The organism is Thiocapsa sp. (assembly GCF_022340925.1).
Classification (GTDB): Bacteria; Pseudomonadota; Gammaproteobacteria; order Chromatiales; family Chromatiaceae; genus Thiocapsa.
In genome coordinates this window covers 18784-33531 of the sequence record NZ_JAJDNA010000135.1, presented here as the reverse complement: position 1 = coordinate 33531, position 14748 = coordinate 18784, and the positions used below count along the sequence as shown (strand labels likewise).

13 protein-coding genes are annotated in these 14748 nt (G+C 64.6%); 12 read left to right on the top strand and 1 reads right to left on the bottom strand.

The window, feature by feature from the left end:
• On the top strand, nucleotides 1-1776 hold a 1776-nt coding region (locus tag LJE61_RS15130), incomplete at its 5' end, for a heavy metal translocating P-type ATPase (protein ID WP_296918891.1).
• 54 nt (nucleotides 1777-1830) lie between these two features.
• Nucleotides 1831-2058: a cbb3-type cytochrome oxidase assembly protein CcoS gene (gene ccoS, locus LJE61_RS15125; RefSeq protein WP_296911811.1), complete on the top strand. Its 228-nt coding sequence runs from the start codon at nucleotides 1831-1833 to the stop codon at nucleotides 2056-2058.
• Nucleotides 2059-2210: 152 nt separating this feature from the next.
• On the opposite strand, the gene LJE61_RS15120 is transcribed toward ccoS, so the two are convergent.
• Nucleotides 2211-3845: an alpha-D-glucose phosphate-specific phosphoglucomutase gene (locus tag LJE61_RS15120; RefSeq protein WP_296911809.1), complete on the bottom strand. Its 1635-nt coding sequence runs from the start codon at nucleotides 3843-3845 to the stop codon at nucleotides 2211-2213.
• Nucleotides 3846-4133: 288 nt separating this feature from the next.
• Between LJE61_RS15120 and htpG the strand changes: the two genes are divergently transcribed.
• The 10 genes from htpG (at nucleotide 4134) to tig (ending at nucleotide 14537) form a co-directional block, all read left to right on the top strand.
• Nucleotides 4134-6053 carry a molecular chaperone HtpG gene (htpG, locus tag LJE61_RS15115; RefSeq protein WP_296911807.1) on the top strand — a complete coding sequence of 640 codons (1920 nt, stop codon included), beginning with the start codon at nucleotides 4134-4136 and terminating at the stop codon, nucleotides 6051-6053.
• 120 nt (nucleotides 6054-6173) lie between these two features.
• Nucleotides 6174-6851: an adenylate kinase gene (gene adk, locus LJE61_RS15110; RefSeq protein WP_296911805.1), complete on the top strand. Its 678-nt coding sequence runs from the start codon at nucleotides 6174-6176 to the stop codon at nucleotides 6849-6851.
• Between the two features lie 87 nt (nucleotides 6852-6938).
• Nucleotides 6939-7310 (top strand): thioredoxin, encoded by a 372-nt coding sequence (trxA, locus tag LJE61_RS15105; RefSeq protein WP_296911802.1) that lies wholly within the window; start codon nucleotides 6939-6941, stop codon nucleotides 7308-7310.
• Nucleotides 7311-7354: 44 nt separating this feature from the next.
• Nucleotides 7355-7861 carry a DUF1249 domain-containing protein gene (locus LJE61_RS15100; RefSeq protein WP_296911800.1) on the top strand — a complete coding sequence of 169 codons (507 nt, stop codon included), beginning with the start codon at nucleotides 7355-7357 and terminating at the stop codon, nucleotides 7859-7861.
• Nucleotides 7862-8053: 192 nt separating this feature from the next.
• The gene (locus LJE61_RS15095) at nucleotides 8054-8524 is read left to right on the top strand and encodes an Rrf2 family transcriptional regulator (protein ID WP_296911798.1); all 471 of its coding nucleotides are present in this window, start codon (nucleotides 8054-8056) and stop codon (nucleotides 8522-8524) included.
• A gap of 178 nt (nucleotides 8525-8702) precedes the next feature.
• Complete coding sequence (prmB, locus tag LJE61_RS15090) at nucleotides 8703-9626, top strand: 50S ribosomal protein L3 N(5)-glutamine methyltransferase (RefSeq protein WP_296918890.1); 924 nt, start codon at nucleotides 8703-8705, stop codon at nucleotides 9624-9626.
• Nucleotides 9623-9946, top strand: a complete 324-nt coding sequence (locus LJE61_RS15085; RefSeq protein WP_296910011.1) for a general secretion pathway protein GspF — start codon at nucleotides 9623-9625, stop codon at nucleotides 9944-9946. The genes prmB and LJE61_RS15085 overlap by 4 nt, the downstream gene beginning before the upstream one ends.
• Nucleotides 9947-10012: 66 nt before the next feature.
• Nucleotides 10013-11398, top strand: coding sequence for an oxygen-independent coproporphyrinogen III oxidase (hemN, locus tag LJE61_RS15080; protein WP_296918888.1), 1386 nt, complete (start codon nucleotides 10013-10015; stop codon nucleotides 11396-11398).
• Between the two features lie 11 nt (nucleotides 11399-11409).
• The gene (locus LJE61_RS15075; RefSeq protein WP_296910007.1) at nucleotides 11410-12972 is read left to right on the top strand and encodes an AMP-binding protein; all 1563 of its coding nucleotides are present in this window, start codon (nucleotides 11410-11412) and stop codon (nucleotides 12970-12972) included.
• Between the two features lie 269 nt (nucleotides 12973-13241).
• The gene (tig, locus tag LJE61_RS15070) at nucleotides 13242-14537 is read left to right on the top strand and encodes a trigger factor (protein WP_296918887.1); all 1296 of its coding nucleotides are present in this window, start codon (nucleotides 13242-13244) and stop codon (nucleotides 14535-14537) included.
• The last annotated feature ends 211 nt before the right edge of the window (nucleotides 14538-14748 follow it).

The window sequence follows — 14748 nt, the reverse complement described above, 5'->3', positions numbered from 1 at the left end:
GGACTCTCCAGCGTCGGCGATGTCTACTGGGATACCGTGGTCAACTTCCTGTTCGTCATCTTGGTCGGCCGCTATCTGGAGGCGATCTCGCGGCGACGGGCGGTGGCCTCCACCCAGCGTCTGCTCGACCTCCAGCCCAGGGTTGCGACGCGGCTCGAGGGGGATGCCGGTGAGGCCGAGTCCGTCGTGCCGATCCGCGCCTTGCGGCTCGGCGAGCGCGTCCTCGTGCGGCCGGGCGAGCGGATTCCGGTCGACGGGGAGGTGATCGCCGGGGGCAGTGGCGTGGACGAGTCGATGCTGACCGGTGAGTCGCGCCCCGTCGCCAAATCGATCGGTGATCAGGTGGTGGCGGGGACCATCAACGGTGCAGGCGTGCTCACCGTTCGCATCCAGGCGCTGCTGCGCGAGACCGCGCTCGGTCGCATCATCCGCCTGGTCGAGGATGCCCAGGCCAGTCGCGCCCCGATCCAGCGCTTGGCCGACCGCATCGTGCCCTGGTTCGTGGCGGTCACGCTCGGGCTGGCGATGCTGACCTTCCTCGGGTGGTTGCGAGTCGACATGGAGGTCGCCATCATGGCGGCCACCGCGGTCCTCATCATCACCTGCCCCTGCGCCTTCGGAATGGCCACACCCATGGCGGTGGCGGTCGCGACCGGGCTGGGCGCATCGCGTGGGATCCTGGTCAAGAACGGCGCCGTGCTTGAGCGTCTGTCCTCGATCGATCACTTCGTCTTCGACAAGACGGGGACCCTGACCGTGGGTCGCCCGACCGTGACCGGATTGGCGACGGAGGTGGCCCGGTGGACGCCCGTTGCGATCAACGACCTTGGTGACGAGGCGCGCTCGGTCTTGCGGCGGCTCGGCGCGCTGGAGCGGTTCTCCGAGCATCCGGTGGCTGCCGCCATCCTGGACCTCTGCGCGCGGGCCGAGGTGGGTGGGCCCATGGCGGCGGTCGAGGAGGTCGAGATCGCCGCCGGTCTCGGGATCAAGGGCCGTGTCGACGGCGTCGAGGTCTTGGCAGGCAGTCGGGACTGGTTGGTCCGCAATGGGGTGCGTCCCTGGGCGGGGGGGCAAGGGCGGGTCCCGGGATCGGGCGACGTCGGTCTGGTGCACTGCGCCGTGGCTGGAGAGGAGGTGCTGCGGATGGGTGTCGCGGACCCACTTCGCCCCGATGCGGCGCAGGTGATCGGCCGGATGCGCGCGCGCGGGATCAGGGTCACGCTGCTGACGGGTGATCGGCGCGAGACCGCCGAGGCGATCGCGGCCAAGCTTGGTGGAGTGGAGGTGATCGCCGAGGTCCTGCCCGAGGAAAAGGATCAGGTGATTGCTGGGCTTCAGCGCAATGGCCACCGCGTCGCCATGGTCGGTGACGGTGTCAACGATGCGCCTGCCCTGGTGCGAGCCGATGTGGGCATCGCCATGGGCAGCGGGACCGACGTCTCGATCGCCAGTGCCGACATCGTCTTGATGTCGAGCGGGCTGGAACGGGTCGAAGAGGCCGCTCGACTGTCGCGCCGAACCCTTCGGACCATTCGCCAGAACATGGGGATCTCTGTTGTCTACAATTTGGTTATGGTCCCGCTGGCGATGGCCGGGTTCATCACGCCTCTGATCGCGGCTGTGTCGATGCCGCTCAGCTCACTGGCCGTGATCGGCAACTCGGCCCGGATTCGTCCCTTTCTCGACTCAAACGGAGTGTCCCGGGGCCGCGGCGCGGGCCGGGTCGCCTGCGATGACGCGAGCGAAGCGCTTGAAAGCCGGCCGGTTCGGGTGTGAGGTGAGTCGGTTTGCGCGCGGGCCCAAGCCCTGAGACGGAGGTCTGATCGAGCGATGGAAGTCATCTATGGCCTGATCCCGGGCATGCTGGTCCTCGGCCTGGCGGCGGTCGCCGTGCTGTTCTGGGCAACCCGCACCGGTCAATACGACGATCTGGAGGGGGACGGCCGGCGGATCCTGATGGATGAAGACGAGATCGACCCGCGCCGCTTCCCTGACGCGGATCTGGGGACTGACCGGACCGAGGCCCGGTCGCGCGCTCGCCCCGGCGGGGACGGGTGACGACGACTGGACACGATCAGTCGTCTCGGCAACGGAACATGGAGGAGCCGGGAGACCGCTTCTACCTGCGGAAGCGCTGAATGATTCAGCGCTTCCCGTGCGGGGAGGATGCCCGTTTGATTATTGGCCGGGATTGCCGATCAGACAGGCTCCTAGGTGATGACGTCGGGCTCGAGACGCCCCGTCCGGGCCTCAATCTGGGCGAGCTCGCGTGCAACCAGGATGAGTGGCCGCATCGCCTCCTGGGTGTCGCGATGGTGGTGAGCCGGATCCGGCTCGAAGGACTCCAGGTAGACCCGCAGGGTTGCGCCCTCCGTGCCTGTGCCCGACAGGCGAAAGACGATGCGGGCCCCGTTTTCGAAGCCGATCCGGATACCCTGTCGTTCGGAGCGACTGCCGTCGATCGGGTCGGTATAGGCAAAATCGTCCGCATAGCGGACGATCTGCTCGCCGAGGCGCCGGCCCGGGAGATCGGGGAGGAGGATCCGCAGGTGATGCATGAGGCCTTCCGCGGCGGCGGCGTCGACTGCCTCATAGTCGTGCCGGGTGTAGAAGTTGCGTCCGAAACGGCGCCAGTGGTCGCTGAGGATCTCGGCCACTGACTGTTGACGCACGGCCAACAGGTTCAGCCAGAAGAGGACCGCCCAGAGTCCGTCCTTCTCGCGGACATGGTCCGATCCGGTCCCGAAGCTCTCCTCTCCGCAGAGCGTGATCCGGCCTGCATCCAGCAGATTCCCGAAGAACTTCCATCCCGTGGGGGTTTCAAAGCACTCCACGCCCAACTGCTCGGCCACCCGATCCGCGGCCTGGCTGGTCGGCATCGAGCGGGCGATCCCGCGGATACCCGAGGCATAGCCCGGGACCAGGTGCGCGTTTGCGGCGAGCACGGCGAGGCTGTCGCTGGGGGTGACGAAGCAGTCTTTACCCAGGATCATATTGCGGTCGCCGTCGCCATCGGAGGCTGCCCCGAAATCCAAGGCGTCCGGTCCCTTGGTCAGCGCCACCAGGGCCTTCGCGTGGGCCAGATTCGGATCTGGGTGGCCGCCGCCGAAATCCTCCAGCGCCTCGGCGTTCATCACGGTGCCCGGCGGGGCCTTCAACCGGCTCTCCAGGATCTCCACGGCGTAGGGGCCGGTCACGGCATGCATGGCGTCGAAACGCATCCGGAAGAGTCCGGAGTTGAACAACTGATGGATCGCGTTGAAGTCGAATAAGGACTCCATGAGCTGGGCATAGTCGCTGACTGGGTCGATGATCTCGACCTCCATGTCGCCGACGCGCGTGCGCCCGATCTCGTCGAGATTCGTCGGTGTGCCTTCGAGGGTCCGGTACTGGCGAATCGATTGGGTGCGCGCGAAGATGGCCTCGGTGACCGACTCGGGTGCCGGTCCGCCCGCCGCGATGTTGAACTTGATCCCGAAATCTCCCTCGGGTCCCCCGGGATTGTGGCTCGCCGATAGGACGATCCCGCCTTGGGTCCGGCGCTTTCGGATGACGCAGGAAGCCGCCGGGGTCGACAAAATCCCACCGCGACCGACCAAGGCGCGTCTGACCCCGTTGGCTGCGGCCATGCGCAGGATCGTCTGGATTGCCTCACGATTGTAATAACGGCCATCGCCGCCAACCACCAACTCGCCGCCGGCGAGGTCCGTCTGGGTATCGAAGATCGCCTGAACGAAATTCTCCAGATAGTGAGGCTGCCGGAATACCCCGACCTTCTTGCGCAACCCCGAGGTACCAGGGCGCTGGCCCTCGAATGGTGTTGTGTCGACGACTTGCGGTTGCATCTTCAACCCCTTGACTTGGAGTGACTGGGCCTGCACTGATGGACGCGAGCGGCCTCGCGGCGCGATCCGATGCGCACGGCATCCGTCGCTGCTCTTGGTCTTCGGGGCCCGGACCCGGCCGTGCGGTCACACGTTTCCAACGGCATTGTATCCCCGGAGGCCCGTGCGACAATACCGCCGCGGCTCGCGCGGTTGCCGGATCACACGCCATAAAGCAGGTGCCGGCGGGTTTGCTTCCGTCCCCTGAGTCCTCTGCAGATTGACGAAAGAGTGAGGTGTCTACGCACTATGACAGTCGAAGCGCACAAAGAAACGCTGGAGTTCAAGGCCGAGGTCAGCCAGGTGCTCGATCTCGTCATCCGTTCCCTGTACTCGAACAAGGAGATCTTTCTAAGGGAGTTGATCTCCAACGCCTCCGATGCGGCAGAGAAGCTGCGGTTCGAGGCGCTGAGCGACGACGGACTCTACGAGGGGGAGAGCGACCTGCGCATTCGGGTGGAGGTCGATCGCGATGCCGGCACCCTGACGGTATCGGACAATGGGATCGGGCTCAGCCGTCAAGAGGTGATCGAGACGATTGGAAGTATCGCGAGCTCGGGCACGCGGCGCTTTGTCGAGAGCCTCTCCGGCGATCAGGCGAAGGACAGCAAGCTGATCGGCCAATTCGGGGTTGGTTTCTACTCCGCCTTCATCGTCGCGGACAGGGTGACGCTGATCTCCCGCCGCGCCGGACTCGGCGCCGAGCATGGCGTCCGTTGGGAGTCTGACGGCCGTGGCAGCTTCACGCTGGAGACGCTGGAGAAGCCCGGGCGCGGCACGGATGTCGTGCTGCATCTGAAGGACGACGAGAAGGAGTTCCTCGACGCCTGGCGGCTGCGCGGCATCATCGGTAAGTTCTCAGATCATTTGGCCCTGCCGGTGGAAATGCGCAAGGAGCACTATGGCGACGAGACCCAGGAGGCGAAGGATGCACACCCCGAGTATGAGCAGGTCAACCGTGGGACGGCGCTCTGGATGCGCAACAAGTCAGAGATCACAGAGGCGGAGTATCACGACTTCTACAAGCATGTCTCGCACGACTTCGACGTGCCCTTGGCCTATGCCCACAACCGGGTCGAGGGGACGAACGAGTACACCGCGTTGCTTTTCCTCCCCAAGCGGGCGCCGTGGGATCTCTGGGAACGTGACCCGAAACATGGCGTGAAGCTCTATGTTCGCCGCGTCTTCATCATGGACGAGGCGGACAAGCTGATGCCGCACTACCTGCGCTTCGTGAAGGGCGTTGTTGACTCCGACGACCTTCCGCTGAACGTCTCGCGCGAGATCCTTCAGCACAACCGCAAGATCGATACCATCCGTCAGGCGAACACCAAGCGGGTGCTTGGCCTCCTGGAGACGCTGGCCAAGGACGAGCCGGAGAAGTACGGCGAGTTCTGGGACGAGTTCGGCCGTGTGCTCAAGGAGGGTCCGGCCGAAGACTTCGCGAACAGGGAGCGCATCGCCGGTCTGTTGCGGTTTGCCAGCACGCACAGTGAGAGCGATGCGCAGCGCGAGTCCCTCGACGGGTATCTCGAGCGCATGAAGGGGGGGCAGGACAAGATCTACTACATCACCGCAGAGACGCCTGCGGCGGCCCGGCACAGCCCGCATCTGGAGGTCTTCCGCAAGAAGGGCATCGAGGTGCTCCTTCTCTCCGACCGGGTCGACGAGTGGTTGGTCAGCCACCTGGGCCAGTACAAGGACAAGAGTCTCCAGTCCGTGGCCAAGGGCGATCTGGATCTCGGTGAGCTGGCCGGTCAGGCGGAGAAGGAAGCGAAGGAAAAGGCGGCTGCGTCACACGGGGATCTGCTCGAGCGACTCAAGGCCAGCCTGGGCGAGCGGGTCGAGGCCGTCAAGCCCAGTGCACGCCTGGTCGACTCGCCGGCCTGCCTGGTCGTCGGCGAGCACGACATGAGTGCCCATCTCGCACGGGTTCTCAAGGCGGTTGGCCAGACCGCCCCGGAGAGCAAGCCGACCTTGGAGGTCAATCTAGACCATCCTTTGGTCAAGCGTCTCGAGGCCGAGAGCCAGGACGACCGCTTTTCGGACCTGGCCCTGATCCTCTTCGACCAGGCCCAGCTCGCCGAGGGCGGCCAGCTCGATGACCCGGCGGGATTCGTCGCGCGCCTGAACAAGCTGATGCTCAACATGATGATCGCCGGCGGTTGACCGCCATCACTGGCTCAGCGATGCGGCAGGCTTATCCAGGTATGGATTCTGCGCAGTGGCCCTGGTGAATGGGACTGTGGCACACTCCCTCGACCATACAACGAAACTGGGAATAGCGACATGCGCGTCATCCTCTTGGGCGGCCCCGGCGCCGGCAAAGGTACACAAGCCGGATTCATCAAAGAGCACTTCAAGATCCCGCAGATCTCGACGGGCGACATGCTGAGGGCGCATGTCAAGCAGGGCACGGACCTGGGCAAGGCCGCCAAGAAGATCATGGACGAAGGCGGTCTGGTGTCCGATGAGATCATCATGGGCATGGTCCAGTCCCGTATCGCCGAAGATGACTGCAAAGCGGGCTATCTGTTCGACGGTTTCCCGCGGACCCTTGGTCAGGCCGATGCGCTGAAGGCCGCCGGTGTCGGCGTCGATGTCGTCGTCGAGATCGATGTGCCGGACGAAGAGATCATCCGGCGCATGTCGGGCCGGCGGGTGCACTTGGCGTCAGGCCGGACCTATCACGTGCTCTTTAATCCGCCCAAGGAAACGGACAAGGACGACGAGACCGGAGAGCCCTTGATTCAGCGTGACGATGATCGCGAGGAGACGGTGCGGGAGCGGTTGAAGGTCTATCATGCGCAGACCGAGCCGCTGATCCGCTACTACTCCAGCTGGGCCGAGGAGGGCGGCGAGGGCGCGCCGCGCTACGTGAGGGTCGAGGGGATCGGCTCGGTGGAAGGGATCCGCGACGCGATCATCGCCAAGCTCGAGGCGCTGGGATCTCAGAAGGTCGTTTGAAAGTCCCTGTCGCGAACGCGTGAAACTGCGGGGGTCGGGGGAGTCTGATAGTATCGTCTCAATTTCTTCAGTTCCGGGACATCCAGCATGGCGGTGATAGAGCTTGACAGGGCGAATTTCGAGCAGACCATCCAGGACAACGAGTTCGTTGTTGTCGATTTCTGGGCACCTTGGTGCGGTCCCTGCCGCTCTTTTGCCCCCATCTACGACAAGGTCTCGGACGACGTCCAAGGCGTTGTCTTCGCCAAGCTCAACACGGAAGAGCACCAAGAGATTGCGGGCCACTTCCAGATCCGCTCCATCCCCACTCTGATGATTTTTCGTGAGCAGATCATCATCTTCTCTCAGCCCGGCGCGTTGCCCGAGGCTCAGCTCCGCGAGCTCTTGGGCAAGGCGAAGCAGCTGGACATGGCAGAGGTCAAGCGCCAAATCGACGCGCAGTCATCCAAGCAGGCTTAGGGCGGCCCAGTGTGCCTGGATCTGCTCCGCGGGGACTGCCATCGATGCACTGTGCCTATCATGCCTCGGCAGTTGCCTCCATTCTCTCCGGCCGTCCGAACGTCGGTGCGCTTATGGGACTCTGCGAGGAGAACTTCGGGCGGCTCTCGCGTCTTGTCCCGGATCTGCGGGCTCGCTCAGGTGTTTACACCTCGCGGAGCACAGAGGCCGTTGAGCTCTATCTGGACGTGCAAGAGCAGGCCCGCTTCACGACGACCATCGGTCTCACGCATCTCTTCCCGGTCCATGGCGAGCCAAGGGTCTATGCTGACCCCGATGCACGGCTGAGGGTTTACCACGATGCCCGACAGGTGGAGGTCCTCGACCTCCGCCAGACCATCTTGCCGTTGCGTGCCGACTACCAGTCCCCCGCTCTGGCGGCAAAGTGGCAAGTCAACCTGTTTCTCGCCAAGTGGCTGGGGTACTGTCTGCGGCAAGGACACGGCTTCGGGTGCGTAGAGGTCGCCGAGCGGCTCCCCGAGCCCAATGCGCGGGTCTCGACCTGTCTTTGATCCGGCATGCCCTCGGCGGGGGGAACAAACGTCGCGATCGGCCCCTTCCCATCCCCGCCGAGGCGAGCCGCCGAACGTCTTGAGCCTCGGAGTATTGAAATGTCAAGATTGTTGACTATTTTACTTGGGACAAGGACGCGCCGATTCGTCTCGTGCTCGTCCCACGGCTCACCCTATCCAGGCATCCCTAAGATGAGACTATCGACGAAAGGCAGATACGCGGTTACCGCCATGCTCGACCTCGCGCTGCATTCCGGCAACGGGCCGGTGACGCTGGCGGACGTCTCGGTGAATCAAGGAATTTCGCTCTCCTACCTCGAACAGTTGTTCGCGGCGCTGCGAAACAAGAAGCTGGTGCGCGGTGTGCGCGGCCCAGGCGGGGGTTATTACCTTGGTAAGCCGGCCAGTGAGATCTCGATCGCCGACATCATCTGCGCGGTCGACGAATGGGTGGAGTTCACCCGGTGCGGCGGGCGGGAGAACTGCCGGGACGGTCAGCGCTGCTTGACCCACCATCTGTGGGACCAGCTCAGCGATGAGATCTTCCGCTTCTTGAGCGACATCACGCTTCAGGATCTGGTCGACCGAGGTCGGAGTCGACCGGGTTCCCCGACGATCGAGGTCGGCGATCTTGAGGACCGTGCCAAACGCAGGGCGGCCTGAGCGGAACCGATCGGTTGCCCCGGCGTTCGGATGCCGGGGCATTCCTCCGGCTGTAGGGTCGCTTGGTCAGGGCGACTGACTTCAAAGCCCGCCCTTGGCAACGGGGCTGAACAGGCGCGATCGGTAGTGGTATCCTGCAGTGCTGGGGCCACCGCTTTGATGAACCTGTTTTCGCTCTATGGCCGAGCAGCCAGACGGTTTGATCACGATTCAAGACTTTGTGCGCTGGGGCGCGAGTCGCTTTAACGCGGCAGGTGTGTCCTTTGGACACGGAACCGACAACGCCATCGATGAGGCCGCGCACCTGGTGCTGGGTGCGGTGAGCCTCGGTCCCGGACTGCCACCGAATTTTCGCGAGTGTCGCTTGACCCCGGCCGAACGTGTACTGGTGACCGAGCTGATCGAGCGGCGGGTGTCCGACCGCATCCCGGCGGCCTACCTGACTGGACGCGCTTGGTTTGCCGGCCTGGAGTTTCTGGTCAACCGGGAGGTTCTGATCCCACGCTCACCGATCGCGGAGCTGGTGGAGGCGGGCTTCGAACCTTGGATCGATGCCGAGATGATCGGTCGTGTGCTCGACCTCTGCAGCGGCTGCGGCTGCATCGGGATCGCGGCCGCCATCTATCTTCCGGATGCCGATGTCGACCTCGTGGACGTCTCGTCGGGCGCGCTGGAGGTGGCGAGGCGCAACGTGGAACGCCACCAGGTCGGAGACCGGGTACGCGTCCTGGCGTCGGACCTCTTTGCGTCATTGTCGGGCGACCGCTACGATGTGATCGTCTCGAATCCGCCCTATGTCTCCCGTGACGCGTTTGACCTGTTACCGCAGGAGTACCGCAAGGAGCCCGAGGTCGGGCTGCTCGGTGGCGACGATGGACTCGATCTGGTGTTTCGGATCCTGGACGCTGCGGCGGACCATTTGACCGAGGAAGGGATTCTGGTGGTCGAGGTCGGGAGCTCAGCCGTCGAGCTGGAGCGGCGCTTGCCGGCCGTGCCCTTCACTTGGCTGGAGTTCGAGCGCGGCGGGGAGGGCGTCTTCCTGCTGACACGCGAGCAGCTCGAACGTCACCGCTCGGAGCTCGATGAGGCATTGTGTCGATGAGCCTGAGGCGTGCTGCGAGCACCGGTGAGTATGTCGAGTGGGTCGCTCAGGCTGTGTTCGAGGTCGCCGACCTGCGCGATTGTCTTGAGTACGAGATCGAGGACATGGCCCGATTTCCGGCCTTCCTGGATCCACGCCAAGAAGGCATTCGAGCGCTGGACGCCGCGATGCCGGAAGGGGCCTACACCTTCGGCCGCGAGGACCTCCTCTTCATGGACTTGGCCGAAAAATACGCGGAAGAGATTCCATTCCATACCCTGCTCAAGCGGATCAACGAGACGCACCGCCGCGGGCTCGACAGCGGCGGGGATGAAGCCTGAGCAAGGCCTGACGAAGACGACCGAGCGGGCGTCGCCACCGACACACCGCGGCTGGAGGGTTGAACGGTGGAGCAAGGCATCTCATTCGATCTGGATCTGATCCGTCGCTACGATCAAAGCGGACCGCGGTACACCTCGTATCCGACCGCGGTGGAGTTCGACGAGTCGTTCGGTATCGCCGCTTATCGCGCGGCCTGCGAGCGCAGCAACCAGAGCGGTCGTCCGCTGTCGCTCTACTTCCACATCCCGTTCTGCGATACCGTCTGTTTCTATTGCGCCTGCAACAAGATTGCGACCAAGGATCGATCGCTGGCGCCGCCCTATCTGGAGCGGGTCCATCGTGAGCTGGCGCTGCAGGCCGAGCTTTTCGACTCCGCTCGCGTCGTCGAGCAGCTGCATTGGGGCGGCGGGACGCCAACCTTCCTGAGTCACGATCAGATGATGGAGCTGATGGAGGTGACCCGTCGTCATTTCACGTTGGCCGACGATGAGATCGGCGAGTATTCGATCGAGATCGATCCACGCGAGGCCGATGCAGCCGGGGTCGCTTTGCTCCGGCGCTTGGGATTCAATCGAATGAGCCTGGGTGTCCAGGACTTCGACCCCAGGGTTCAGGCTGCCGTCAACCGCATCCAGACGGAGGCCGAGACGATGGCCGTGCTCGAGGCCGCTCGGGCAGAGGGTTTCCGCTCGATCAGCATCGACCTCATCTACGGTCTTCCGTTTCAGACGCCCGACAGCTTCGCCCGCACCCTCGAGCGCATCATCGCGGTCGATCCGGAGCGGCTCTCGGTTTTCAACTACGCCCATTTGCCCGAACGCTTCAAGCCACAGCGTCGCATCAATGCCGCCGATCTGCCGGCCCCCGAGGTCAAGCTGGACATCCTGCAGTCCACGATCGAACGGCTGACCGACGCCGGGTACGTCTACATCGGAATGGACCACTTCGCGCGGCCCGATGACGAGCTGGCCCTCGCCCAGCAAGCCGGGACCCTCTATCGCAATTTCCAAGGCTACTCGACTCACGCCGATTGCGATCTGATTGGAATCGGGGTGACGTCGATTGGGAAGGTCGACAACACCTACGGACAGAACCGACGTGGGCTCGAGGAATACTACGACGATCTGGATGCCGGGCGCCTGGCCGTGTTCCGTGGGATCGAGCTGACCCGCGACGACCTGATCCGTCGCGATATGATCACCCGTCTCATCTGCCATTTCGAGCTGGATATCCCGTCCGCGGAAGCGGCTTGGGAGATCCGGTTTGATGACTATTTCGCGGATGCCCTGTCGAAGCTGAGGGGCATGGCGGGTGATGGGCTCCTGGAGCTCGATGAGTGTCAGATCCGCATCCTGCCGCGCGGGCGTCTCCTTGTTCGGAACATCTGCATGGTATTTGACGCCTATCTGGCCACCAAGACGGGGCCGATCGGGTTTTCGAAGGTGATCTGACTGCGTCTTCGATGGCGGTCGAGACGATGCCGGCCGATATCCCCGCGCGCTTCCGTGCGGTCGCGGCGTTGCGTGGTAGCGCCCCCTGCATCTTCGAGGACCGGGGCGACTGGAGCTTCGCCGCGCTCGACCGGGCCTCGGATGGTGTCGCCGCGTCCCTTGCCCGGGCCGGCGTCCGGGACGGGGCGCGACTGGCCCTGTTGTGCGGCAACGGCGCCGAGTTCGTCGTGGCTTACCTGGGCATCCTCAAGGCCGGAGCGACCCTGGTCCCGCTGAACCTCCTGCTCAATCCCAAGGAAATGGGCTTCATCCTCGGCAACAGCGGTGCGAGCGGGCTGCTGTATCAGGCGGCCCTCGAGGCCGTTGCGTCTGCGGCACTCGATGGGCTGGTCGGGGTCGACCTGCGGGTGCGCATCGGCGGCGACGGTCCGGCTGATCCATCCGTGCAGGACTTCGGCGTCATGATGCGCCATCGAGGCCCGGCACCAGCCTGCCCCCAGGATCCGGAAGCGGCGATCGCGGCCATCCTCTACACGTCGGGCACGACCGGTCGCCCCAAAGGCGCGATGCTGTCCCATTCCAACCTGCTCGCGAATGCCGACGCCATTGCTGTCGCACTGGCGCTCAACAGTGCGGATCGGGTCTTGGTCGTGCTGCCCATGTTCCACGCGTTCGCGGCGACGGTTGGTGTCCTGACCCCGCTGGTCCATGGCCTCGGGATCGTCCCGGTCGCCAGATTCGAGCCGAGATTGGTCTCTCAGGCAATCGCGCGCCACGGCGCCAGCGTCTTCTTAGGCGTCCCGAGCCTATACGGCCTGCTGCTGCGACTTGATCCGGACACGGTCGCGCATTGGAGCGGGGTGCGGGTCTGCGTGAGCGGGGGCTCGGCGATGCCGACCGCGCTCATGGCCGCATTTGAGGATCGCTTCGGGATCCCCGTGCTCGAAGGGGATGGGCCCAGCGAGTGCGGACCGGTCACCTGCGTCAATCCGGTCGCGGGCGTACGCAAACCGGGCTCGATCGGGTTGCCCATCCCGACGGTGGAGGTCCGCATCCTCGATGGAGCGGGCAAGGAGGTGGCCGATGGAAGCTGCGGCGAGGTCTGTGTCCGCGGCCCGAGCGTCATGAAGGGCTATTTCAGGCAGCCCGAAGCGACGCGCGAGTCATTTTTTGGCGATTGGTTTCGGACAGGAGATCTGGGCTATCGAGATGCCGACGGGTATGTCTACCTGGTGGACCGGATCAAGGATCTGATCATCACGAACGGGATGAACGTCTATCCGCGGGCGATCGAGGAGGTGCTCTATGCTCACCCGTCGGTCGTCGAGGCGGCGGTGGTCGGGGATCCGGATTCGAGGCACGGCGAGGTGCCGGTCGCCCACGTGGTTCTGCGCTCGGGCTCAGGGTCGCGCGCGGCGGACCTGCGTATCTGGTGTCGGGAGCACCTGGGACAGCATGAGGTGCCGCGTCGGTTCGTGATCCGGGAAGGATTACCGAAAAACGCCGCCGGAAAGATCTTGAAGCGGGAGCTGCGACGTACGGGGGAGCACGAGCGAGGCGTGGATGCCCCTTGAGGGGCAGCGTCCCGGCGCTGTCGCAGCGCTGAGGGACTCGGCCAACGCGGACAGATCCGCAGCCGAGCTCGATCTGGATCTTGATCGGCTGCCCCGGCGCGAGCGAGCCGACTCTCATCGCGGGCGCGTCAGAGTCCGGTCGGAGTTTGGAGCATTTCTTACCATCGGGCTATACTGGCCTGCTTTCATGGGCTGCGGGCATCTCACCCGAGCCAGGACTCGGCAATCTGCGGAGCCAATCAGCGAGCGGTACCGACGGGAGACAATCAATGCAGGTTTCGGTGGAAGCGGGCGAAGGGCTCGAGCGGCGGATGAAGATCGATCTGCCCCCGGAGGAGGTCGCGGTCGAGGTTGAGAAGCGCCTGCACAAGCTAGGCCGCAGCGCACGCCTGCCCGGCTTCCGTCCGGGCAAGGTCCCGATGAAGGTCCTGAGGCAGCGTTTCGGAGACGCCGTGCATCAGGAGGTCTTCGGCGAGATGGTGGAGTCCAGCTTCTCCGAGGCGCTCGCACGCGAATCGCTCCGCCCGGCCGGCATGCCGCGGATCGAGCCCGAGGTCGACGCCGACGAGCGGCGCTTCGGCTTCACCGCGACCTTCGAGGTGCTGCCCCAATTAGAGCTCGCGCCCCTCGCCGGACGGGTCATCAAGTCCCCAAAGGCCGAGATCACCGACGACGACCTGGAGGCGGTGATCCAGCGCCTGCGTCGTCAGCGCGCGACCTGGAAGCCCGTGGAGCGTCCCGGCGCGATGGGTGACCGCCTGACCATCTCGTTCGAAGGTACGGTCGCAGGTGAGTCCTTCGAGGGCGGATCGGGTTCCGGTGCCCAGATCGAGCTGGGGGCGGGCCGGATGATCCCGGGGTTCGAGGAAGGGTTGGTCGGCGCGTTGCCCGGCGATCAACGCCCTTTGGATCTCGTCTTTCCTGACGATTACCGGGTCGAGCAGCTTGCGGGTCAACCCGTGCACTTCGACGTCACCGTCGAGGCGGTGGCGGAGTCGGAGCTGCCCGCGGTCGACGCCGATCTCGCGAGGTCCTTCGGGGTCGGGGACGGGGATGTGGCGCGTTTTCGCGAGGACGTGCACAAGAACATGGAGCGCGAGTTGAAGCAGCGGCTCGACGCCCGCAGAAAGGAAGCGGTGATGGAGCTGCTTCTCGAGACCCACGATGTCGAGCTCCCGCAGGTCTTGGTGCAGCAAGAGATCCAATCCATGAGCGAGCAGATGCGCGACTCACTGCGCTCCAAGGACCTTCCCGTTCCGGAAGGACTGTTCGACGAGGCCGCGCGCCGCCGTGTCTCGCTGGGGCTGATCATCGGGGAGATCGTGCGGCAGCAGGGGATCCGGGTTGATCCCCAACGTGTGCGAGCCGCCGTCGAAGAGATGGCATCGACCTATGATCACCCCCAGGCAGTGATCGACTACTATTATGCCGACCGCAAGCGTCTGAGCGGGATCGAAAGCCTCGTTCTCGAGGGTCAGGTCGTCGACTGGGTGCTGGGCCAGGTGACGGTCGAAGACCAGCCGTTCAGCTTCGCCGAGGTGACCGAGTCAGCGTCCGTTGCCTGATCGGGCCGGTGCAGGGCCTTCTGCGCCGAGGTGCGCGGTTGGTCGGTATCGCGAACCGGGGTTGTCGGGTGTCGGCGGACGAGATTCCGCCTGAGATGACATCGTCATGACGCCTGCCGCACCGAGGTTGCCGGCTGCGTGCCGTTGAGACATCGTCGGGGTGTTCCCGCCCACCTAGGCCAAGCTGAGCCGATCAGCGCCTCGCCAACTC

Excerpts from the sequence above, each read along its gene's own strand:
- tig (WP_296918887.1), top strand. The coding sequence starts at position 13,242 with ATGCAGGTTTCGGTGGAAGCGGGCGAAGGGCTCGAGCGGCGGATGAAG.
- trxA (WP_296911802.1), top strand. The coding sequence starts at position 6,939 with ATGGCGGTGATAGAGCTTGACAGGGCGAATTTCGAGCAGACCATCCAG.
- LJE61_RS15095 (WP_296911798.1), top strand. The coding sequence starts at position 8,054 with ATGAGACTATCGACGAAAGGCAGATACGCGGTTACCGCCATGCTCGAC.
- LJE61_RS15075 (WP_296910007.1), top strand. The coding sequence starts at position 11,410 with ATGGCGGTCGAGACGATGCCGGCCGATATCCCCGCGCGCTTCCGTGCG.
- adk (WP_296911805.1), top strand. The coding sequence starts at position 6,174 with ATGCGCGTCATCCTCTTGGGCGGCCCCGGCGCCGGCAAAGGTACACAA.
- prmB (WP_296918890.1), top strand. The coding sequence starts at position 8,703 with ATGGCCGAGCAGCCAGACGGTTTGATCACGATTCAAGACTTTGTGCGC.
- LJE61_RS15100 (WP_296911800.1), top strand. The coding sequence starts at position 7,355 with ATGCACTGTGCCTATCATGCCTCGGCAGTTGCCTCCATTCTCTCCGGC.
- LJE61_RS15120 (WP_296911809.1), bottom strand. The coding sequence starts at position 3,845 with ATGCAACCGCAAGTCGTCGACACAACACCATTCGAGGGCCAGCGCCCT.
- htpG (WP_296911807.1), top strand. The coding sequence starts at position 4,134 with ATGACAGTCGAAGCGCACAAAGAAACGCTGGAGTTCAAGGCCGAGGTC.
- ccoS (WP_296911811.1), top strand. The coding sequence starts at position 1,831 with ATGGAAGTCATCTATGGCCTGATCCCGGGCATGCTGGTCCTCGGCCTG.
- LJE61_RS15085 (WP_296910011.1), top strand. The coding sequence starts at position 9,623 with ATGAGCCTGAGGCGTGCTGCGAGCACCGGTGAGTATGTCGAGTGGGTC.